Below are 22,098 nucleotides of genomic sequence, written 5' to 3'. Positions count from 1 at the left end.
ACGGCGACCACCCGGCGCCGCGCGACCAACGACGACAGGCTGGTGATGCGCGATGGCTGCTCAGGACATCGATAAGGCCGCGCTCGCCGAGATCGCGGCTGGCACCCACCACGAGCCCCACGCGGTGCTCGGCCCGCACGTCGGCGCGAACGGCGTGACGGTCCGGGTCCTGCGACCGCTCGCCGGTGAGGTGACGATCGAGACTCTCGAGGGCTCCTTCCCCGCGGTGCACGAGTACGAGGGCATCTGGCGTGCCGAACTGCCAGGAGACGAGGCGCCCGACTATCGCGTGCACGTCACGTATGCCGGCGAGCCGCTGGTGCAGGACGACCCATACCGGTTCCTCCCGGTTCCCGGCGAGCTCGACCAGCACCTGTTCCGAGAGGGACGCCACGAACGCCTGTGGGACGTGCTGGGTGCGAACGTCAAGCGTTTCCCGTCCGTGCTCGGCGATGTCACCGGCACCTCGTTCGTGGTGTGGGCGCCGAATGCCCGCGCCGTGCGGGTGGTCGGCGAGTTCAACAGCTGGAACGGCGTCACCCACGCGATGCGCTCGCTCGGCTCGACCGGACTGTGGGAGCTCTTCATCCCCGGCGTCGGCGACGGCACCAAGTACAAGTACGAGATCCTCGGCAGAGACGGCCACTGGAAGCAGAAGGCCGATCCGATGGCGCGGTGCACGGAGGTGCCGCCGAAGACCGCATCGGTCGTCACCGAGTCCTCGTATGAGTGGCGCGACGCTGACTGGATGGCGAAGCGCGCGAACTCGGAGCCGCATCGCGCCCCCATGAGCGTCTACGAGGTCCACCTGGGCTCGTGGCGCCAGGGCCTGGGATATCGCGAGCTGGCCCGCGAGCTCGTGGAGTACGTGTCGGACATGGGCTTCACGCACATCGAGCTCATGCCGGTCATGGAGCACCCCTTCGGCGGGTCCTGGGGCTACCAGGTCACGTCGTACTACGCGCCCACCTCACGGTTCGGGTCCCCCGACGAGTTGCGACACCTCATCGACGAACTCCACCAGGCGGGCATCGGCGTGCTGCTGGACTGGGTGCCCGGTCACTTCCCCAAGGACGAGTGGGCGCTCGGCCGGTTCGACGGCACCCCGCTCTACGAGCACCCCGACCCGCTTCGCGGCGAGCAGCCCGACTGGGGCACCTTCATCTTCGACTTCGGCCGCCGGGAGGTGCGCAACTTCCTGGTCGCCAATGCGCTGTACTGGCTGCAGGAGTTCCACGCCGACGGTCTCCGCGTCGACGCGGTCGCGTCGATGCTCTACCTGGACTACTCGCGCAGCGCAGGACAGTGGCGCCCCAACATCCACGGCGGTCGCGAGAACCTCGACGCCATCGCCTTCCTGCAGGAGACCAACGCGACGGCGTACCGGGCGAGCCCCGGCATCGTCATGGTCGCGGAGGAGTCGACTGCGTGGCCGGGCGTCACCGCCCCCACGTCCGGCGGCGGGCTGGGATTCGGTCTCAAGTGGAACATGGGCTGGATGAACGACACCTTGCGCTACCTGCGCGAGGAGACCGTGAACCGCTCGTACCACCACCACACCATCACGTTCTCGTTGATGTACGCGTTCTCCGAGCAGTTCATGCTGCCGCTCAGTCACGACGAGGTCGTGCACGGCAAGGGATCGCTGCTGACCCGCATGCCCGGCGACCATTGGCAGCGGGTGGCCGGCATCAGGGCGCTGTTCGCCTACCAGTGGACGCACCCCGGCAAGCAGTTGATCTTCATGGGAGACGAGTTCGGCCAGGAGGCCGAGTGGTCCGAGGGCCGCTCTCTCGACTGGTGGCACCTCGATGACCATCTCCACGCGGGTCTGAAGGACTTGGTCCGCGACCTCAACCGGCTCTACAAGGAGGTGCCGGCGCTGTGGGAGCGCGACTCGGACCCTCAGGGCTTCACGTGGATCGATGCCGATGACACGGATCGCAATCTCATCGCATTCCTGCGGTGGGACAGCCGGGGCGAGCCGGTGGCGGTCGTCATCAACTTCGCGGGCGTGCCTCACGAGCGCTACCGGTTGGGCCTGCCCTCAGGCGGCATCTGGGAAGAGGTGCTCAACACGGACGCGGAAGGCTACGGCGGCTCCGGCGTCGTCAATCTCGGCGACGTGAAGGCGGCCGACAAGCAGCACGGCACGTGGGAGCACTGTGCCGAGCTGCGGATCCCGCCGCTGGGCGCCGTGGTGCTCCGTCAGCGCCGCTGACAGCACCCCTGCCCTTCCCTGTCCGGCACTCACGGTCGTCTACGGGATGTGGCTGAGCCCTGTCCGGCAGTCAGCGTCCATCAAGGCCGGACAGGAGCTCCTGACGTGCCACAGGGGTCAATGAGAGCCGGACAGGAGCGGGGCTAGAAGAGCGCCGCCGCGAGCGCCTGACGAGCCTTGACCACGCGGGCGTCGTCCGTGCCGACCACGTCGAACAGCTCGACGAGCCGCACGCGCACCTGCTCGCGCTCGGGCCCGGCGCTTGCGCGCACCACGTCGATCAGACGCGCGAACGCGTCCTCGACCTGTCCGCCCATGACATCCAGGTCCGCCACGGCCATCTGCGCCTCCACGTCGTGCGGGGCATCCGCCGCCGCGCCGCGCACGGCGTCCACGTCCGCGAGCCGGCTGCGCTCCATGAGAGCCACCTGAGCGCGGCCCGCCCGCGCATCGGCGTCCTTGGGGTTCTCGCGCAGCGCGCGGTCGTAGGCGTCGATGGCTGCGACGTAGTCCTCGCGCTCGATCGCGTCGTACGCCTCCTGATGCAGCGGCGGCAGGGGCGGCGGCTCCGGCTCGCCCTGGGGCTGCTGAGGGGCGCCGCCCACCGTTCCGGTCACGCCGTTCTGACGAGCGATCTCGAGCACCTGGTCCAGCACGCCGATGATCTGCTCGTCCTCGGCGTTGCCCTGGAACAGCGGCGCGGGACGCGCGGCGATGAGTGCCATGACCGTGGGGACGGCCTGCACCTGGAACGCCCCCGCGACTGACATCTGCGTGTCGATGTCGCACGAGGCCAGCACGAAGGCGCCGTTGTAGCGCGCCATCAACCGCTGCATGCGCTCGACGAGCTCCTTCGACGCGGGTGAGGCGCTCGACAGGAACACGATCACCACGGGGACCTGCGCCGAGGACTGCGCCAGCTCCTGGAGGCTCTGCTCCGTCACCTGGATGACGGGAGGTGCGCTCTGTTGACCCCCGGCCGTCGCCTGCTCGGCAGGCGCCGCAGGCTCGTCCTTCTTCACGAACTGGGAGAGGTCGACGGAACCGCGCAGCGGAACCTCAGGGTTGTCAGCAGTCATGCTCGCCTAACTGTCGGAGACGTTGATCAGCGTGTGCTCGGCCGCGACCACTGCGGGCAGCGCGTCGACGTCCGGGCCGGGAATGTACAGGGCCACCATGTCCAGGTACTCGTGGGTCACGGTGTCGTCGAGCTCGCCGTCGAGGAGCGGCTCGTCCTCGTCCGGGATGGATACGGTCGCGTCCTCCACGGTGAACGAGGAGGTGAGGCTGATGGGAGAGAAGACCAGCGCGCCGCCGTCCGCCGTGCCCATGACGAACGAGCCTTCGACGTCGGTCTCGATGGTCTCGGTGTACTCGCCGTCGGAATCCTCGGCGGCCTCGGTGAGGGTCTCGCGTGCCGCGAACAGCCGCTCGCGGTAGGAATCGGCGGCGAAGGACTCCTCGAAGTCCGATCCCTCACCCTCACGGAGCAGCTTCACGTAGTTGGTGAGGACCTGCTCGGGGTTCGGGTCGAGAGTGTCGGTGCTCATCTCGAGCTGCGCCGCACCAGAGGAGGTGCCGGGCATCGCGGGCAGGGTGGCGCCCGGGATCATGTGCGCCCAGCCGCGCAGCTGGTACTCGGCGTCGATGGAGTCCTGGACCCAGAGCAGCACCACCGGGGTGACGTCCTCCGATGCCTGCTCCGTGACCGAGACGAGCGTGCGCGGCCATGTGTCCGCGCCCGAGACGTAGACGGCCTGCATCTCGGAGGGGATCTCCGTGGGGTCCGGTCCGTCCTCGGCGTCGGCCAGCGCGTACTCGATCTCGCGCAGGATCTTCGCGTCGCCTCCGACACGGTCGACGAGGAGGTCGGCGTCGCCCGCGCGGTCGGCCGCCGCGAGCTCCGCGAGGGTGTCGTCGATGATCTGGGTGCTCTGCGGCTCGAGCAGAGCCGCAGCCTCCGTCATCGGCGGTGCGGAGGTGACCGGTGCGGGCACCTCGGCCACGCATCCGGTGAGCACGACGGCTCCCGCGGCGGCCATTGCTCCGGTGATCATGAGGCGGTTCATGGCCGCTCCTCTCCCGGGTGGTCGTCCGATGGTGGGGCCGGTGGTGGGGGCGACTGCTCCTCGTCGTCAAGGCTGGCGTCGGGGAGGTGCTCTCCCTTGGCCCGGCGAGAACGGCGGGTGCCGGGACTCCGGCCCGCCTCGTCATCGCCAGCGCGCTGGCGCTTGGCCATCCACTCCTCGCCCTTGGCCTGGGCCGGGCGCAGGTCGACGAACCTCAGCACGAGCGCGATCACGCCGACGGCGGTCAGGAAGGCGCCCCACCAGATGAGCGGAGTGATCCAGCCGTCGTCGACGTCGCGGGTCAGCGCGAGGTCGGTATCGGTCAGCGGCGAGCCATCCTCGCTCACGATCACCAGCGTCTCGCCGGGGGGCACATCGGAGGCCTGGATCGACAGCCGACCTTCACCGCGCCAGTCGCTGCGCCAATGGTCCTGCGAGGTGGTCGCCAGGATGTCGACGGGCTCCGCCTCGTCGGAGCCAGCCTCGTCGGCGTCCCCGGACGGAGATGGGCTCGGGCTGGGCTCCTCCTCCGGCTCCGCCGAGGCGGACGGGGAGGCCGAAGGCGAGGGGGACGGAGCGACCGGCTCCATGGCCTCGGTGGCGAGCGTCTCCCAGGCTGGCAGTCCGGACACTCGCGTCGCGCCGTGGTCGGCGAGCCACGCTTCGGCGTCGACCGGGCGTGCCGTCACGGCGACGATCGTGCCGTCGCCGGAGACGCCCAGGCGAGAGTCGCCTGCGAAGGCGATCATCTCCGCCTCGTAGACCACCACGGCGGTGTCGACGCTCGCTGATGCGGTGACGTCCCGCGGGGGTCGCTGCGACTCGGCGATCAGGCCCGCCGCCAGGAGCAGCACACCGATCACGCCCGCCACGAGCGCGGTTGTCCTCAAACTCACACAAACCTCCAGATGTACGCGTCCACTCTAAGAGACAACGGGGTAACGTCGCACGATGCCGCTTTGTCTCACCTCAGGCCGCGCATTACCCTGGGGAACGGACCGCGCGGCCAGTTCCGACCGCGCGAGAGGAGACCAGCATGCCTGATGAGACCCTGCCCTTTCCAGTAGCGATGCGCGGGTACGACCGCGAAGCCGTCGCTGCGCACATCGCGCGGCTGGAGGACTCGGTCAGAGAAGCCCAGTCCACCGCGCAGCAGGCACAGCACGACGCGGCACAGATCCGCGCTCAGTTCGACGACGCACAGCGCAGTCTCCGGGAGTCGGAACAGCCCACCTACAAGGGACTGGGCGCGCGAGTGGAGCAGCTGCTGCGCTCCGCCGAGGAGCAGTCGTCCGACGTGGTCCAGCGGGCGAACACCCACGCGCAGGACACCGTCGCGCGTGCCAACGTCGCGGCTCAGCAGCTGCGCGCACGCGCCGACAACGAGGTCGCCGAGATCCTGGCGCAGAGCCGCCGCGAAGCGGAAGAGATCCGCACCGCGGCCGAATCGGACTCCACCAACGTCCGCGACGCCGCATCGCGCCAGGCCGCGGAGATCGTGGAGAAGGCCCGGCGGGAGGCCGAGCGGCTGTCGTCCGCGATGGAGGCCGAGGCCGCCGAGCGGCGCGCGACGGCCGATCGCGAGGCCCACACGCTGCGTGCGACCGCGGAGCGCGAGGCCACGGAACTGCGTGTCACGTCTCAGCGCGAGGCCACGGAACTGCTCGACAACGCGCGCGGCGAGGCCGATGCCCTCGTCCAGGGCGCTCAGGAGGATGCCGACCGACTGCACGGCGAGGCCGACGCGGCTCTGGCGGCAGCGCGTGACGAGGCCAAGGCGATCGCGACCGAAGCGGCCGACGCCCTCGCCGCGGCTGAGGCGGAGGCCTCCGACGTTCGCACCACCGCCGATTCGCAGGCGGCCAGCATGCGCAACGAGGCGCAGACGTTCCTGACCCAGGCGAACCGGGATGCCGAGGCCGTCCGCGCGGACGCCGAGATCGCAGCCCGCGAGCTCCGCCAGCAGGCACAGCGCGAAGCCGATGCGCTGCGCGCCGAGACCGACGAGTACGACGACCTCACTCGCGGCGACGCCGAGGACTACGCGACGGCAAGCCGCCGGGAGGCGGACAGCTATCGCGCAGACACGCGCGCCGCGGCGGACGCGTACCGCGACACGACCGTGGGCGACGCCGACCGTGCGGCCCTGGAGATCCGCACCCAGGCGGACGCCGACATCGCCGCGCTGCGGTCCGACGCGGACGCCTACGACGCCGAGACCCGCGCCGACGCGGACCGCTACTCCGATGCCACGCGCGCATCGGCCGACGACGATGCGGCCGCGACCCGGGCGGCAGCCGACCAGTACGACCAGGCGAAGCGCACGGACGCCGACCAGTACCGCGACGACACCCTCGCCTCGGCGGATCGCGATGCCGCCGCCACCCGCGCCGCTGCCGACGAGTACGACCAGGCGACGCGTGCGGACGCCGACCAGTACGGGGACGAGACCCGAGCCGCAGCCGACACCTACGCGGAAGGCACCCGCGCATCGGCCGACGACGATGCCGCCGCCACCCGCGCGGCAGCGGACCAGTACGACACCGACACCCGCCAGGGCGCCGACGCGTACGCGCTGTCCACCCGTGAGGCGGGCGAGACGTACGCACGAGGAGTCCGGAAGGACGCCGACGGGTACGACGTCACCACGCGCAAGGCGGCGGACGACTACGCCCAGACCACTCGCGGAGAGGCCGACGACCACGCCGCGCGTGTGCGCCGAGAGGCCGAGAACTACGACGCCCACCTGCGCAACGAGACGGATGTCTACGCCGAGACCACCCGCCGGGAGGCGGACGCCTACGCACAGCAGACGCGCGACGCCGCCGACCGCGACGCCGCCAAGACGATCGCGGCGGGCGAAGCGCAGGCGGAGCAGCGCGTCGCCGATGGCGAAGCCGAGGCCAAGCAGATCCTCACGGTCGCCCGCAAGGACGGCGAGGAAGAGCGTGCCGCGGCCCATGCCGACGCCGAGGCCGCCCGCGAGGAGGCCCGTCGCACCCGCGAAGACCTGCAGGTCGAGATCGCGCAGCGCCGCGAGAAGGCCGAACAGGATCTCAGCCGGCGCCTTGCGGAGGCACAGGCTGAGGGGGCCGAGATGGTCGCCGATGCACGCCGACGCGCAGATGAGGCCGAGGAGCGGCTCAGCGCCTCTCTGGAGCGTGCGGAGACGGTGCGACGGGAGGCCGAGGTCCACTCGCAGACGCTGCTCACCAACGCCCGCAACAACGCGGACGAGATCGTCTCCGGCGCCCGCGAGCACGCGGAGTCGATCATCTCCGAGGCCGTGTCCGACGCGGAGCGCGAGCGCAACGCCGCCTCGCACGAGGTCGACGAGCTCAACCGTCAGCGCGAATCGATCACCGGGTACCTGGACGACCTGCGGGGGCTGCTCGGAGCGGACCCCGTGGCGAGCCTCAAGAAGGCCGCCGGCGCCGCCTCCAAGGACGACTCAGGGCCGTCTGCCGCGTCAGCACCGTCCGCCGCGTCGGCAGACGAGACGTCCGAGCCGGAATCCACCCCCGCTGCGGACCGCGGGTGAGCACGGCCCCCGAGGGCTCGCGCCACCCATGACCGACGACTCGCCCGTCTCGCCGCACCTCAGGCGTGCACAGGCGCTCGAGCGCCAGCGGCAGGGCGAGACGCGCCGCGCCGCCGAGCTGGTGCGCCAGTTCGCTGCCGACGCGGCTGCGGCCGGGCTGACGCCCGAGCGGCTCACCGCACGCACCTACGATGGCAGGTCCCGTCTGCGCACGACTCACGAGGGCTGGTACCTCAAGCGGGACAGGAGCGTCGCCGTCGGCACCGATGGCGAGTTCTACGTGATGTCGGCCCCGCGCAGCCTCCGTGGCCTCGTCAGAGGCGTGACGCTCGATCCGGGCGAGCCGCCGCTCGAGCTCGGCCGCGGGGCACGCGACGGCGAATCCATGCCGCTCACCGAGGCGCTCGCGAAGCGGCTCGCCGGCGGCGACGACTGGGCGGCATGAGCCTCGCCCCGAGCTGAGGAGTCTCCGCCGCGCTGCGGCGGGCGGTCTCCTCCGCGGACGTGGTCTACTCGGCTCTGCGCTTCGTCCGTGCGCTTCCTCCCGGGCTCAGGCTCGCAGCAGGGGCTCGAGCGCATCGGCCGTCGCCGCCGGCGCCTCGAGGGCCGCGAGATGACCGACCCCGTCGAGCACCACGGGCTCAACCCCGGCAGCCGCCGCCATCGCGTCTGCATCGGCCCGGTCCACGATCCCGTCAGCACCACCGATGACGGCCACGACGGGCGCGTCGACCGCGCGCAGCACCTCAGTGCGATCGGGCCGCGCGGCCATCGCGCGCTGACCCCACGCGATGCCGTCGCCCCGCTGAAGCGCGACATTCGCCGCCACCCACTCCACGAGCTCGTCGCGACCGGCGCCCTCCATCCCGACCATGCTCTCTGCTGCGGCGTGCGGGTCGGGGTGGCCGTTCGCGCCCTCCGCTGCCAACGCGACCTGCTCGCGCTTGGCGCGTGCCTCGTCGCCGTCCGCGGTCGCCTTGGTGCAGATCAGGCCCAACCCCGCCACGGCATCGGGCCACCGCTGCGCGACCGCCAGGGCGACGTAGCCGCCCATCGAGCAGCCGATCCACACGGCGGCGTCCGCTCCCGTGGCCTCGCGCATGGCGAGCACCGCGGCATCGGCGATGAGGTCCAGCCCGGGATCCTCGTCCGTGAGCGGCATCTCGCCGATTCCGGGCATGTCGAACGTGATCAGGTCGCCGCGCACGCGGTCGCCGAGCACGGTGATGAGAGGCTCCCATTGCTGGCGGTCCAGCGGGAACGCGTTGAGGAGAACGATCGGGGCGGCGTCGGGGATCAGGCTCATGGAAGCTCCCTCGTGACGGGCGGGCGGTCTCCCCTATTGCACCACGGCTGCCGCACCATGGTCATGGACCCACCCGGTCACTGCACGATGTCCGCGGCGACCTCGGTCGGGAGGGGCGCGCGGTCCGGCGCCACTTTCTCCACGATCGCGTCCAGCACGATGCGGACGTAGGTCTCCCCCACCCACAGGTGCTTGGCCTCATCGACCGCGACCAGGTCGAGCTGTGTCAGGGGCGCGAACCGTTCGCGCGCCTCGGCGGGCTGGAGGAAGTCGTCGTGCTCGGGCACGAGGGCCGTCACGGGCTTGCCGGAGGCGGCCCAGTGCTCGAGGTGAGAGGTCTCGGCGCGGCGCAGCGGGGGCGAGAGGAGGATCGCGCCCTCGACGTCCAGATCCGCTCCGTGCATCAGCGCCAGTTCCGTCCCGAAGCTCCAGCCGACGAGCCACCGGTGGGGCAGCCCCCGCGCGACGGCGAAGTCCACCGCGGCGCGCACGTCCGCCGCCTCGCCGTCCCCCTCATCGAACTCGCCCTCACTCGTGCCCCGCGGCGACGAGGTCCCCCGGGTGTTGAAGCGGATCACCGCGACGTCCGCCAGGTGCGGCAGGCGCCACGCGGCCTTGCGCAGCACGTGCGAGTCCATGAAGCCACCGTGCGTGGGCAGCGGGTGCAGCGTGATCAGCGTGGCGCGGACCTCGCCCGAGGCCGGCAGCGCGAGCTCGCCCACCAGCTCGAGGCCGTCGTCGGTGCGCAGCACGATGTCCTCGCGGATGGCAGGCAGCACAGTCATCGCCCGGATCTCGGCGCTGTCGCCCTGGACCTCGTCGGTGTCAGCCACGGTTCCTCCCAAAGGTGTTCCAACAGTGCGTGTGCCAGTGCCGGCGCTGCGCAGCGGCCTCCTCGGCGCCGAACAGTCCGTCCGCCGCCCAGGCCACGAGGTGGGCGGTGCGAGGCGGGATGTCCTGGCGGCACGCGGGGCACACGTAGGTCTTGTCGGTGGGCCGGGGCGTCACGACGATGTACTCCTCGCCGCCGGGGCCCGGCTCGCGCCGCCCGCCGGTCGCGTTCGCGACTCTGTCGACGTCCAGCTCGGGGTGCGGCTCTCCATACGGGCGCTTGGACGAGCGGCGCTTGGAGGGCATGGCCACCAGTCTAGGCGGGGAGCGAAAAGCGCCCGGCCGATGCGCGCATCGGCCGGACGCTCGTGTCGCCTGTGCTGCTCAGAAGGTACGCGGCGGCGTGGCCGCGAGCGCATCCGCCTGCTCGACGGGGACGACCGCGCGCTGGCGCAGGACCTCCTGGTACCAGTACGCCGAGTCCTTCCAGCGACGCTCGAGGGAGTCGTAGTCGACGTGCACGATGCCGAATCGCTTGGCGTAGCCCTGGGCCCACTCGAAGTTGTCCATGAGCGACCACGCCATGTAGCCGCGCACGTCCGCGCCCTCGCCGATCGCTTTCAGCACCGCGCCGATGTGGCCGTGGAAGTACTCGACGCGGTCGGTGTCGCGCACGCGCCCGTCCTCGTCGATCTGGTCGTTCCACGCGGAGCCGTTCTCGGTCACGTAGATGGGCTTCCCGGTCTCGCGGTGAATCTTGATCAGGTGAGCGTGGAAGGCGGAGGGGTCCACATTCCAGCCCATCTCCGTCAGCTTGCCGGTGGGCGGCATGAACTCGATCTCCTCGTCGCCCGGCCAGGGCGAGTTGGCGCCTGCCTTGTGGCCGTCCGCGAGGGTGGCGAGCTTGGTGGTCTCCTGGCCCTTATTCGGGTTGTGACGGACCACGTGCGACGCGTAGTAGTTGACGCCGAACCAGTCGACCTGGCCATGCATCTCTTCGAGGTCGCCATCCTGGAGGAAGGACCAGTCCGTCAGGTGCGCGGTGTTGGGCAGCAGCACCGCCGGGTACTCGCCCGTCACGAACGGGTCGTGGAACATCGTGTTGGCGAGCGCGTCGATGTGGTCGGCGGCGGCGCGGTCGGCCTCGCTGGAGGGGTCCCACGGTCGCGGCGTGTGGCAGTTGTTCACCAGGCCGATGCGAAGGTCGCCACGGACCTCCTTCATGGCGCGGTAGGCGCGGGCGTGAGCGAGGTTGAGGTGGTGGGCGACCTGCAGCGCTTCCGCATCGTCCGCGTGGCCAGGAGCGTGGGCCCCGGCGCCGTAGCCGACGAAAGCGGCGACCCAAGGCTCGTTGAGGGTGGCCCACATGTCCACGTCCGCCCCGAACTCCTCCGCCATGCGACGGGCGTAGACGGCGAACGCGTCGACGGTGCCGCGCGACAGCCAGCCGCCCTGATCATCCAGCGCCTGCGGCAGGTCCCAGTGGTACAGGGTCACCATGGGCGTGATGCCCTTGGACTTGAGACGGTCGATGATGCCGCGGTAGAACGCGATGCCCTCCGCGTTGAACTCGCCGGTGCCGAGCGGCTGCACCCGCGGCCACGCGATCGAGAAGCGATACGCCTGCAGGCCGAGCTCGGCCATCATGTCGATGTCCTCTTCCCAGCGATGGAAGTGGTCGCATGCGACGTCACCGCTGTCGCCGCCCACGACCTTGCCTGGAGTCGCGCAGAAGGTGTCCCAGATGGACGGACCGCGGCCACCCTCTCTGGCGCCGCCCTCGATCTGGTACGAGGCAGTCGCGGCTCCGAACAGGAAGTCGTCGGGGAAGGTCTGAGGCGTCGTTGTCATGCGCACCAGTCTAACGAACCGTTTCGACAATTTCTACCGAGTGGTAGGCAGGGCGCGCGGGTGGGCCGTGGCTTCCTCACTGACGAAGTGGGCCGACTCCAGTGCGGACGCTGCGCCCTCGCCTTCCGCACGGAGACCACAGCACTCGATCAGTGCAGACGCTGCGCCGCGCCCTAGAACAGGCGTGTGGAGGAGTCGTCGACGCCCCGCATCGCGTCATAGTCGAGCACCAGGCACCGGATGCCCCGGTCCTGCGCCAGGACGCGTGCCTGGGGCTTGATCTCCTGTGCGGCGAAGACGCCTTCCACGGGGCTCAGCAGGGGGTCGCGGTTGAGGAGCTCCAAGTAGCGGGTGAGCTGCTCGACGCCATCGATGTCTCCCCGGCGCTTGATCTCGACGGCCACGGCCGCTCCGGCGGAGCTGCGGGCCAGAATGTCGACGGGACCGATCGCCGTGGGGTACTCGCGGCGCACGAGGGTGTGGCCGTCTCCCAGCACCGAGATCTGGGCGGCGAGGAGCTCCTGCAGGTGCGCCTCGACGCCGTCCTTGATGAGGCCGGGGTCGACGCCGAGCTCGTGCTGCGTGTCCGCCAGCACCTCGTGGATCTCGATCTCGAGCCGGTCGTCGGTCTTGTCGTGCTGGACGGTCCATACCGCCGTCACGCCGGCCGATGCTTGGGCCGCGTCAGGCTCGATCTCACGGGTGGTGCACGGCGGGCTCATCCAGTTGAGCGGCTTGTACGAGCCGCCATCGGAGTGGAGCAGCACGGAGCCGTCGGCCTTGAGCATGATCGCCCGGGTGGCGAGAGGCAGATGCGCGCTGAGCCGCCCGGAGTAGCGGGCGGCACAGCGCGCGATCACGACGCGCATGGATCAGTCCTCGTCAGGCTCGGCCGGCTCCGCGACGATGTTGACGATGTTGTGGTCGAACGAGACGAAGCCGCTCTTGATCGGGAACTCGCTCCAGTCCCCGCTCTCGCCGCGCACCCGGACCGTGCCGGAGCGCAGCAGCGACAGGATGGGCTCGTGGTTCGCGAGCAGACCGATCTCCCCCTCGACCGAGGGGGCGATGACGCGCTCCGCCGTCCCGGACCACAGCGTGCGGTCCGGGCCGACGATGTCGACGGTGAGGGGGCCGGCCATGGTCAGCCGATCTCCTTCTGGATGCGGGCCCAGTTCTTGTCCAGGTCCTCGAGGCCACCGATGTTGAAGAAGGCCTGCTCGGCGATGTTGTCGTACTTGCCGTTGACCAGCCCATCGAACGCCTCGATGGTCTCGGTCAGCGGCACGGTCGACCCCGCCACGCCGGTGAACTGCTCCGCCATGTAGGTGTTCTGCGACAGGAACTGCTGGATCTTGCGCGCACGGGCGACGATGATCTTGTCCTCCTCGGACAGCTCGTCGACACCGAGGATCGCGATGATGTCCTGCAGCTCCTTGTTGCGCTGAAGGATCGACTTGACCGAGTTCGCCGTCTCGTAGTGCTTCTGGCCCACGTAGCGCGGGTCGAGGATGCGAGAGGTGGAGGTCAACGGGTCGATCGCGGGGTACAGACCACGCGAGGCGATCTCACGCGACAGCTCCGTGGTGGCGTCCAGGTGGGCGAACGTGGTCGCCGGGGCCGGGTCGGTGTAGTCGTCAGCGGGCACGTAGATGGCCTGCAGCGACGTGATCGAGTGGCCACGGGTCGACGTGATGCGCTCCTGCAGCTGACCCATCTCGTCCGCCAGGGTGGGCTGGTAGCCCACGGCAGACGGCATGCGGCCCAGCAGGGTCGACACCTCGGAACCGGCCTGCGTGAAGCGGAAGATGTTGTCGATGAACAGCAGCACGTCCTGCGACTGCACGTCGCGGAAGTACTCGGCCATCGTCAGCGCCGACAGGGCCACGCGCAGACGCGTGCCCGGGGGCTCATCCATCTGGCCGAACACCAGGGCGGTCTGCTCGATGACGCCGGACTCGGTCATCTCCTCGATGAGGTCGTTGCCCTCACGGGTGCGCTCGCCCACTCCGGCGAACACCGACACACCGTTGTGGTTGTTGGCGACGCGGTAGATCATCTCCTGGATGAGGACGGTCTTGCCCACGCCGGCACCGCCGAACAGGCCGATCTTTCCACCCTGCACGTACGGGGTCAGGAGGTCGATCGACTTGATGCCGGTCTCGAACATCTCCGTCTTGGACTCGAGCTGGTCGAAGGCCGGCGGCTTGCGGTGGATGGGCCACCGTTCCGTCACCTCGATGACCTCGCCCTCCTTGGCGTTCAGCACCTCACCGGTCACGTTGAAGACGTGACCCTTGGTGACGTCGCCGACGGGAACCGAGATGGGCTCGCCGGTGTCGACCACCGTGGCGCCGCGCACGAGGCCGTCGGTGGGCTTCAGCGCGATCGCGCGCACCATGTTGTCGCCCAGGTGCTGCGCGACCTCGAGGGTCATGTGCAGCGTGCCGTTGCCCTCGCCTTCGCCCTGCGCCGTGAGATCGATCTCGGTGGTGAGCGCGTGGTACATGTCGGGAATGGAGTCAGCCGGGAACTCGATGTCGACCACGGGGCCGATCACCCGAGCCACGCGACCGGTCACGGCCTTCGTGGGGGCGTCCTTCGTCTCGGCGGGCGTGTCGCCTGCCGGCTTCTTCGCGGTCTTCGCGGTGGGGGTCATGGGTGTCTCGCTTCCGATCACGAGGCCGCGAGCGCATCGGCGCCCGAGACGATCTCGCTGATTTCCTGGGTGATCTCGGACTGGCGCGCCGTGTTGGCGAGCCGGGTGTACTGACGAATGATGTCCTCGGCGTTGGACACGGCGGTGTTCATCGCACGCTGTCGGCTCGCCAGCTCCGATGCGGCCGACTGAAGCAGGCAGCTGTAGATGCGTGCCTGGATGTAGCGCGGAAGCAGGGTGTCCAGCACCTCCTCGGCAGAGGGCTCGAACTCGTACAGCGGCTCGACCTCCTCGTCCGGCTCGGCCACGCCCTCGACGATCTCCAGGGGCAGCAGGCGGATGACCCGCGGCTCCTGAGTGACCATCGACGTGAAGTGCGTGTAGACGATCTGGATCTCCGAGACGCCGCCGTCCTCGGCCGCCGCCGTGAAGGCCTCGTAGAGCGCATCGGCGATCTCCGTGGCGGTCTCGACCACCGGCGAGTCCGAAGCCCCGGTCCACTTGCCCGCGAGCTCGCGGTGACGGAACGAGTAGTACGAGACGGCGCGACGGCCGGCGGCGTACTGCACGACCTCCTTGCCGTCCCTCTCCAGGTTCAGTCGGAGCCGCTCGGCCGCGCGGATGGCGTTCGCCGAGTAGGCGCCTGCCATGCCGCGGTCCGCGCTCACCACGAGCACCGCCACCTTGTTGGTGTCAGTGCGCTTGCTGGTGAGCGGGTGATCGACGTCGGAGTGGATCGAGACGGCGCTGATGGCCCGCGTGATGGCCTGCGAGTACGGAGTCGCGGCGGCCACGCGGGCGCGTGCCTTACCGATGCGTGAAGCCGCGATCAGCTCCATCGCACGGAAGATCTTCTTCAGCGACTGAGTCGACCGGATCTTCTGCCGGTAGACGCGCTGCTGTCCGCCCATCGGTCCCTACTTCTTCTTCTTCGCGACGATCTGCTCCTGCTCGACATCGACATCCTCGCCACTGGGGGTCGAGGAGTCGGTGCTGAGCTCGGTGCCCTCGGAAGCGAGGAACGTCGAGAGGTAGTCGTCGATGGCGGCCTCGAGGGCCGTCTCGGTCTCTTCCTTGAGCTGACCGGACTCCGCGATGTCGGTGAGCACCGAGGTGTTCCGGCGGAGGTGATCGATCAGTTCGCGCTCGAAGCGCAGCACGTCCGCCACCGGAACCTTGTCCAGCTTGCCCTTGGTGCCGGCCCAGATCGACACGACCTGGTCCTCGACCGGGTACGGCGTGTACTGAGGCTGCTTCAGCAGCTCCATGAGGCGCGCACCCCGGGTCAGCTGCTGACGCGATGCCGCATCGAGGTCGGACGCGAACATCGCGAACGCCTCGAGGGAGCGGTACTGCGCCAGGTCGATCTTCAGCGTGCCGGAGACCTTCTTCATGGCCTTGATCTGCGCCGAGCCACCGACGCGTGACACCGAGATGCCGACATCGATCGCGGGGCGCTGGTTGGCGTTGAAGAGGTCGGACTGCAGGAAGATCTGGCCGTCCGTGATGGAGATGACATTCGTGGGGATGTACGCCGAGACGTCGTTGGCCTTGGTCTCGATGACCGGCAGACCGGTCATGGACCCCGCACCCATCTCGTCCGAGAGCTTCGCACAACGCTCCAGCAGACGGGAGTGCAGGTAGAACACGTCGCCCGGGTACGCCTCACGGCCCGGCGGGCGGCGCAGCAGGAGCGACACGGCACGGTAGGCCTCGGCCTGCTTCGACAGGTCGTCGAAGATGATCAGCACGTGCTTGCCCTGGTACATCCAGTGCTGGCCGATGGCCGAGCCGGTGTACGGGGCGAGGTACTTGAAGCCCGCGGGGTCGGATGCGGGGGACGCGATGATGGTCGTGTACTCGAGAGCACCGGCCTCCTCGAGAGCGCCGCGCACTGCGGCGATCGTCGAACCCTTCTGACCGATCGCGACATACACGCAGCGGACCTGTTTGGTGGGGTCGCCGGTCTCCCAGTTCTTCTTCTGGTTGATGATCGTGTCGATCGCGATGGCGGTCTTGCCGGTCTGGCGGTCGCCGATGATCAGCTGGCGCTGTCCGCGGCCGATGGGGATCATCGCGTCGATGGCCTTGAGCCCGGTCTGCAGCGGCTCGTGCACCGACTTGCGCGCCATGACACCCGGCGCCTGGAGCTCGAGGGCGCGACGCCCGTCGGTCTCGACATCGCCGAGGCCATCGATGGGCGTGCCCAGCGGGTCCACCACGCGGCCGAGGTAGCCGTCGCCCACGGCGACGGACAGGACCTCTCCGGTGCGGTGCACCTCCTGGCCCTCCTCGATGCCCGTGAACTCGCCCAGGACCACGACGCCGATCTCGCGGACGTCAAGGTTGAGCGCAAGGCCGAGGGTGCCGTCCTCGAATCGCAGCAGCTCGTTCGCCATGCAGCCGGGGAGTCCCTCGACCTGGGCGATGCCGTCGCCGGCGAGGGTCACATGACCCACCTCTTCACGCACGAAGCCGGTCGGCTCGTACGACTTCACGTAGCTGTCGAGCGCGTCCCGGATCTCGTCGGGACTGATCGTCAACTCAGCCATGTCTCATCTCTCCTGTCACTACCGCGTTCGCGGTGTTCGTCTTCGCTAGCCGACGAGTCGTCGTCGTGCCTCGTCAAGGCGGCTGAGCACAGTGCCGTCCACCACCTCGGAACCAACCTGAACTCGCATGCCGCCCAAGACCTCGGGGTCTACGGCGACGTTGATCTGCATGTCGCGACCGTACGCCTGCTTGAGGATGTCACCCAGCCGGGTGCGCTGCGCCGCGCTCAGCTCGACTGCGGCCGTGACGTTCGCCACGGACCTGCCGCGCCGTGCGGCGGCGATGTCGAGCAGGGCGTTGATCGCGGGGATCAGACGCCGACCGCGAGGCATGCCGACCACACGGGTCAGCAGCGCCTGCGTGGTGGGCCGCAGCTTGCCGCCCAGCGTGCCCTCGAGGAGAGCGAGCCGCTGCGCCTTGGTCGCGGAACGGTTGCTCATCGCGACCAGCAGCTCGCGCTCTGCCGTGAGCGCGCGCTCCACTCGGAACAGCTCCTCTTCGACCGCCTCGAGGGTGCCCTTGTGCTCCGCGTAGGAGAACACGGCGACCTCGCCGGCGTCGTCGATCGACTCCGCGAGGTCGTGCTCGTTGGACCACCGCGCGTTGGCGAAGTCAGCGACCACGGTCACCGCCCGCTCATCGAGCGAGCCGAACAGACGCCTCACCAGCGTGGCCTTGTCCGCACCCGGGCGCGCCGGATCCGTCAGTGCACGCCGCAGCGAGCCCGACCGGTCCAGCGTGTCGACCACCGCGAAGAGCTGCTCCGCGATGAGGATGCCGTCCTCACCCGCCGCAGTGGCCACGGGCTCGAACTCCCGAAGCACCGCCGCACGCGAGGCCTGACTGGTTCCACGCATCGGCGCTATCCCTTCGCCTTGCTGGTGTCCGACACCTGGGCCTCGAGGTCGTCGAGGAAGGAGTCGATGATGCGCTGCTGACGAGCGTCGTCGGCGAGAGACTCGCCGACGATGCGGGACGCGAGCTCGGACGCGAGCGCGCCCACCTCGCTGCGCAGCGACACGATGGCCTGCTGACGCTCCGCATCGATCTGCTTGTGAGCGGTCTGCACCAGACGCTGAGCGTCCTCGGCGGCCGATTCACGAGTCTCGGCCACGATCTGACCTGCCTCGGAACGCGCGTCCTCACGGATGCGCGCCGCCTCGGCGCGTGCCTCGGTCAGCTGCTCCGTGTACTCCTCGAGAGCGGCAGCGGCCTCAGCCTGTGCCTGCTCCGCCTTGAGGATCCCGCCCTCGATCTTCTCCGCGCGCTCGTCGAGCACCCGCTGAAGCTTGGGCAGCAGCAGCACCATGAAGACGCCGACGACGACCAGGAAGATGACCGACGACCACAGGATGTCGTAGGCGGCGGGAATCAGCGGGTTGGGGTACTCACTCTCCCCCGCTGCAACAACGATCACGCTGGCCGGTGACATTACGTGAAGAGGAATCCGGCGACGAAGCCCAGCAGGGCGAGCACCTCGACGAACGCGACACCGATGAACATGGTGGCGCGCAGCTGGCCGGCGACCTCGGGCTGGCGAGCCATGCCCTCAACCGTCTTGCCGATCAGGATGCCCAGACCGATGCCGGGGCCGAGCGTCGCGAGGCCGTAGCCGACCGTGGCGATGTTGCCGGAGACCTCGGCGAGAGTGGTGGTGTCCACTGTGTTTCCTTCCGTTGAAGCGACGCCTTGGAGGCGCCGCAGGTCGTGATGGGGTTAGTGCTCTTCCTCGACAGCCATGGTGATGTACACCGAGGACAGCATGACGAAGACGTAGGCCTGGAGGGCCGAGACGAATACTTCGAACAGGGTGAAGGCGAGTCCGGCGATGAGCGTGACGGAGCCCACGGCCTTGAGCGCCAGCGCCGCCTCGAAGAACAGGTACTGGGTGGCCGCGAAGCACAGCACCAGCAGCAGGTGGCCGGCCATCATGTTCGCCGCGAGTCGCAGCGCCAGCGTCGCCGGCCGCAGGATGAACACCTGCAGGAACTCGATGGGCGTCAGCAGGATGTAGATGGGCTTGGGCACGCCTGCGGGGAACAGGCTGGTCTTCAGGTACCCCCCGAAGCCGTGCTGCTTGATGCCCACGGCGAGGTACAGCACGTAGACCCACAGCGCCATGATGATCGGGAGCCCGATCAGCGCGGTTCCTGGCATGTTGATGAACGGGATCACACCCGTGATGTTGAACGTGAAGACCGCGAGGAAGAGCGTCGTGAGGAACGGGAGGAACCGCTTCGCGTTCTCCTTGCTCATCACCTGCTCGACGATCTGCACGCGCACGAAGTCGAGGAGCATCTCCACGAGGGACTGGCCGCGCGTGGGGATCACGGTGGCGCGACGGGCCACGAGCCAGAAGATGAGGATCAGGACGGCAGCGGCGATGACGCGCGCCAGCATGATCCGGTTGAACTCGAAGAAGGTTCCCTCGCCGAAGAGCGCCGGGGGGAAGAACTCGCCCACGGTGGGGGCGTGGAAGCCGTCAGAGTAGAACAGCCATCCGAAGAAGCCGCTGGCGGAGCCGGGCTCGTCGGCAGCGAGCTCGGAAGCGGCCTCCGTGGCCGCATCCAGGGCTAGATTCGCCACAGAATTATCTCCTGGTGTCGTGAAGCAAGCGCGGGCTGGCCGCCGAGTAAGCCGGGACCGTGATGCCCCAGAATCCTAACGCATCCTCACCCGGCATTCGAACTCGGATCGACATACGGGATGCGCCCCGCTCGCATCGCCCACATGTCGATGGCGAGCGTCGCGACGACCCCGGCGAGGGCGAACCCGGCGAGCAGGCCCCGATGGAAGCCCTCGATGCTGCCGAGCGCGACGAGAGCGATCACGATCAGGAGCATCTTCAGGAGCCACGAGCCACCGATGTACGCCGCCATGATGTGCGGCGCCTGGCGGTGGCCCAGCAGCATCGCGACCTGCGTGGTGATGCCCGACAGCGCCGCGACGGCCACGCCGGCCTCGGCGGCCAGCACTCCCGATCCCCCGTCGACCCACAGGCCCACGGGGACGGCGATGATCGCGAGCGCGACGATCGCGATGGCCGTCGCGCGCAGGGCGCGGCGATAGGTGGCAGTCTCTTCGTTCACTTAGGTCTCCCTCGTCGGGGTCGAGCGACGGTCGGTGGTCGGGTGGGCGACGTCCTGGTCGCCCGCGGTGAGGACGGCCGATGCGGGGGCGGGCTCCTCGTCCTCGGCACCGTCGCGGTGCGGGTCGTGAGGGGCGTCCCGCTGCCCCTCGGGCGTGAGCCGCTGAAGGGGCTTGGCACGCTCTCCCGCCGCACGCCAGACTCGCGACAGCGCGCGACGCAGCGGTGGCGAGAAGGTGAGCAGGCTCGACAGGATGAACGCGGTGCCGATCAGCACGAACGCGCCCCGCGCCGGAAGGAACACGAGCGACACGGTGCCGAAGGACAGCACTGCTGTCCAGAGGTACAGCACGCTCACGGCCCACCGGTGCGAATGGCCGGAGCGCAACAGCACATGGTGAAGGTGGTGGGCGTCCGGCATGAACGGCGACTGCCCGCGGAGCAGGCGCCTGATCACCGCGAGCGTCATGTCCACCAGCGGAACCGCGATCACCATCAGCGGCAGCACGATGGGGATGAAGGCCGGGATGCGCTCGCGCTCCGAGACCACCTCCGGGTCGATCTGGCCCGTCACCACGATGGCGGCGGCGGCGATCGTCAGCCCCAGCACCATCGATCCGGAGTCGCCCATGAAGATGCGAGCCGGGTTGAGGTTGTGAGGCAGGAAGCCCAGGCACGCGCCCACGAGGACGGCGAGGATCAGCGTCGCGAGCGACGAGTAGTCGCCCGGCGAGGCGGATCGCGCGAGCACGTAGGTGTACGTCAGGAACGCGGCGCCGCCAATGGCGACCATCCCCGCGGCCAGTCCGTCGAGGCCGTCGACGAAGTTGACGGCGTTCATCGCGACCACCACCACGATCACGGTGGCCGCGAGGGACAGGTACGAGCTGCCGATCGTCAGACCCGCGATCGGGACCGTCACCAGCTGCACGCCGCTCCAGGCCATGATCAGCGCCGCGAGCACCTGACCTGCGAGCTTGGCCATCCAGTCGAGATCCCAGATGTCGTCGGCCATGCCGAGCGCGCACACCAGCGCGGCGCCCCCGAGCACTCCCCACGCGGCGCCCGATGCCTCGAAGACCGGCTGGAGGAACGGGATGTTCTGGGCGATCACCACGCCGGCGGCCACGCCGAGGAAGATCGCGAGTCCCCCGAGCCTCGCGGTGGGCGTGGCGTGGACGTCGCGCGCACGGACCGCGGTCACGGCGCCCACGCGGAACGCCAGATGGCGCATCGCCGGAGTCGCTGCATATGCGACGATCGCGGCGATCACCATCAAGGTGAGATAGACCTTCACCCTGCGGACTCGCCTTCAGCAGGCGGCTCGGGCGCGAACGCGTCGGCGCCAGCGATCTCGATGAGCCGGGCACGGGGCACTCCCCCGTCGCGCACCACCCTGAGTCCGGCCGGATCCGTCGCATCGACGATGGTCGAGGCCGTGCCGAGCGGGCTGTCGCCGCCGTCGAGATAGACCGCGACGGCGTCTCCGAGCTGGTCTCGCGCGCCCTCCGCCGTGGTGGCGGCGGGCTGACCCGTGAGGTTGGCGCTGGTCACGGCGAGCGGCCCGGTCCGCCTGAGCAGCGCGAGAGCGGCCCCGTGGTCGGGCTGCCTCAGCGCCACCGTGCCGTGGGTCTCACCCAGGTCCCAGGCGAGCGACGGCTGGGCGTGGACGATGACCGTGAGGGCTCCCGGCCACAGCTGCTCCATGAGAGCGCGGGCCGGCGCCGGGACGTCGCGCGCGAGGCCGTCGACCGTGCGCACATCGGGGATGAGGACGGGCGGGGGCATCTGGCGGCCGCGACCCTTCGCCGCGAGAACGGCCGCCACTGCCGTCGGCTGGAACGCATCGGCCCCCACGCCGTAGACCGTGTCCGTCGGCAGCACGACGACGGCACCGCGCTGCACCGCGTCGACGGCGGCGTCCAGGCTCGGTCCCCAGGTGGCAGGGTCGAAGCAGGGGTAGATCACGGGATTCAGTG

The 22,098-nt window shown here is 69.6% G+C and carries 22 protein-coding genes; 3 read left to right on the top strand and 19 right to left on the bottom strand.

The features are described 5' to 3' along the window. Positions 1–52: 52 nt before the first annotated feature. Positions 53–2,221: a 1,4-alpha-glucan branching protein GlgB gene (glgB, locus tag QQX02_RS09390; protein WP_301142657.1), complete on the top strand. Its 2,169-nt coding sequence runs from the start codon at positions 53–55 to the stop codon at positions 2,219–2,221. A gap of 143 nt (positions 2,222–2,364) precedes the next feature. On the opposite strand, the gene QQX02_RS09385 is transcribed toward glgB, so the two are convergent. Genes QQX02_RS09385 through QQX02_RS09375 form a run of 3 tightly spaced genes read right to left on the bottom strand, consistent with a single transcriptional unit; the run spans position 2,365 to position 5,186 of the window. Continuing rightward, positions 2,365–3,300 (bottom strand): tetratricopeptide repeat protein, encoded by a 936-nt coding sequence (locus QQX02_RS09385; RefSeq protein ID WP_301142656.1) that lies wholly within the window; start codon positions 3,298–3,300, stop codon positions 2,365–2,367. Positions 3,301–3,306: 6 nt separating this feature from the next. After that, positions 3,307–4,290 (bottom strand): DUF8094 domain-containing protein, encoded by a 984-nt coding sequence (locus tag QQX02_RS09380; RefSeq protein WP_301142655.1) that lies wholly within the window; start codon positions 4,288–4,290, stop codon positions 3,307–3,309. Beyond that, complete coding sequence (locus tag QQX02_RS09375; RefSeq protein WP_301142652.1) at positions 4,287–5,186, bottom strand: hypothetical protein; 900 nt, start codon at positions 5,184–5,186, stop codon at positions 4,287–4,289. Before QQX02_RS09375 ends, QQX02_RS09380 begins: the two co-directional genes overlap by 4 nt. Before the next feature lie 140 nt (positions 5,187–5,326). On the opposite strand from QQX02_RS09375, the gene QQX02_RS09370 reads away from it, so the two are divergent. Both QQX02_RS09370 and QQX02_RS09365 read left to right on the top strand, forming a co-directional pair. Beyond that, positions 5,327–7,831: a hypothetical protein gene (locus QQX02_RS09370; protein WP_301142651.1), complete on the top strand. Its 2,505-nt coding sequence runs from the start codon at positions 5,327–5,329 to the stop codon at positions 7,829–7,831. A 28-nt stretch (positions 7,832–7,859) separates the two neighbouring features. Next, entirely contained in the window at positions 7,860–8,276 is a 417-nt protein-coding gene (locus tag QQX02_RS09365) for a hypothetical protein (protein ID WP_301142650.1), read from the top strand. Positions 8,277–8,381: 105 nt separating this feature from the next. Here the strand turns inward: QQX02_RS09365 and QQX02_RS09360 are convergent, their stop codons facing one another. From QQX02_RS09360 to QQX02_RS09285, 16 genes are all read right to left on the bottom strand, one after another. Further along, positions 8,382–9,137 (bottom strand): alpha/beta fold hydrolase, encoded by a 756-nt coding sequence (locus QQX02_RS09360; protein WP_301142649.1) that lies wholly within the window; start codon positions 9,135–9,137, stop codon positions 8,382–8,384. A 77-nt stretch (positions 9,138–9,214) separates the two neighbouring features. Continuing rightward, positions 9,215–9,922: an alpha/beta hydrolase gene (locus tag QQX02_RS09355; protein WP_301143705.1), complete on the bottom strand. Its 708-nt coding sequence runs from the start codon at positions 9,920–9,922 to the stop codon at positions 9,215–9,217. A gap of 40 nt (positions 9,923–9,962) precedes the next feature. Then, a complete protein-coding gene (locus QQX02_RS09350) occupies positions 9,963–10,274 on the bottom strand; it encodes an Rv1322 family protein (protein ID WP_301142647.1) in 312 nt (103 codons plus the stop codon). A 78-nt stretch (positions 10,275–10,352) separates the two neighbouring features. Next, a complete protein-coding gene (locus tag QQX02_RS09345; protein ID WP_301142646.1) occupies positions 10,353–11,819 on the bottom strand; it encodes a glycoside hydrolase family 1 protein in 1,467 nt (488 codons plus the stop codon). A 173-nt stretch (positions 11,820–11,992) separates the two neighbouring features. Continuing rightward, entirely contained in the window at positions 11,993–12,688 is a 696-nt protein-coding gene (nucS, locus tag QQX02_RS09340) for an endonuclease NucS (RefSeq protein ID WP_301142644.1), read from the bottom strand. Between the two features lie 3 nt (positions 12,689–12,691). Then, the gene (locus QQX02_RS09335) at positions 12,692–12,961 is read right to left on the bottom strand and encodes a F0F1 ATP synthase subunit epsilon (RefSeq protein ID WP_301142643.1); all 270 of its coding nucleotides are present in this window, start codon (positions 12,959–12,961) and stop codon (positions 12,692–12,694) included. 2 nt (positions 12,962–12,963) lie between these two features. Further along, complete coding sequence (atpD, locus tag QQX02_RS09330; protein WP_084631194.1) at positions 12,964–14,478, bottom strand: F0F1 ATP synthase subunit beta; 1,515 nt, start codon at positions 14,476–14,478, stop codon at positions 12,964–12,966. Between the two features lie 17 nt (positions 14,479–14,495). Then, positions 14,496–15,389, bottom strand: a complete 894-nt coding sequence (locus QQX02_RS09325; protein ID WP_301142641.1) for a F0F1 ATP synthase subunit gamma — start codon at positions 15,387–15,389, stop codon at positions 14,496–14,498. Positions 15,390–15,395: 6 nt separating this feature from the next. Continuing rightward, entirely contained in the window at positions 15,396–17,030 is a 1,635-nt protein-coding gene (gene atpA / locus QQX02_RS09320) for a F0F1 ATP synthase subunit alpha (RefSeq protein ID WP_301142638.1), read from the bottom strand. A 45-nt stretch (positions 17,031–17,075) separates the two neighbouring features. Continuing rightward, positions 17,076–17,888 carry a F0F1 ATP synthase subunit delta gene (locus tag QQX02_RS09315; RefSeq protein ID WP_301142637.1) on the bottom strand — a complete coding sequence of 271 codons (813 nt, stop codon included), beginning with the start codon at positions 17,886–17,888 and terminating at the stop codon, positions 17,076–17,078. Between the two features lie 5 nt (positions 17,889–17,893). Then, the gene (locus tag QQX02_RS09310) at positions 17,894–18,463 is read right to left on the bottom strand and encodes a F0F1 ATP synthase subunit B (RefSeq protein ID WP_301142636.1); all 570 of its coding nucleotides are present in this window, start codon (positions 18,461–18,463) and stop codon (positions 17,894–17,896) included. Further along, a complete protein-coding gene (locus QQX02_RS09305) occupies positions 18,463–18,693 on the bottom strand; it encodes an ATP synthase F0 subunit C (RefSeq protein WP_301142635.1) in 231 nt (76 codons plus the stop codon). The genes QQX02_RS09310 and QQX02_RS09305 overlap by 1 nt, the downstream gene beginning before the upstream one ends. A gap of 54 nt (positions 18,694–18,747) precedes the next feature. Then, entirely contained in the window at positions 18,748–19,617 is an 870-nt protein-coding gene (atpB, locus tag QQX02_RS09300) for a F0F1 ATP synthase subunit A (RefSeq protein ID WP_301142634.1), read from the bottom strand. Between the two features lie 86 nt (positions 19,618–19,703). Then, entirely contained in the window at positions 19,704–20,120 is a 417-nt protein-coding gene (locus QQX02_RS09295; RefSeq protein ID WP_301142633.1) for a Cg1360 family ATP-synthase-associated protein, read from the bottom strand. Then, on the bottom strand, positions 20,121–21,416 hold the full coding sequence (locus QQX02_RS09290; RefSeq protein WP_301142632.1) for an MraY family glycosyltransferase: 1,296 nt from the start codon (positions 21,414–21,416) through the stop codon (positions 20,121–20,123). Then, positions 21,413–22,096 (bottom strand): L-threonylcarbamoyladenylate synthase, encoded by a 684-nt coding sequence (locus tag QQX02_RS09285; protein WP_436968529.1) that lies wholly within the window; start codon positions 22,094–22,096, stop codon positions 21,413–21,415. The genes QQX02_RS09290 and QQX02_RS09285 overlap by 4 nt, the downstream gene beginning before the upstream one ends. Positions 22,097–22,098 lie beyond the last annotated feature (2 nt).

It is taken from the genome of Demequina muriae, assembly GCF_030418295.1.
GTDB classification, from domain to species: Bacteria; Actinomycetota; Actinomycetes; order Actinomycetales; family Demequinaceae; genus Demequina; species Demequina muriae.
Note: the sequence above shows the minus strand (reverse complement) of the source record. Positions and strands in the feature narration are given on the sequence as shown.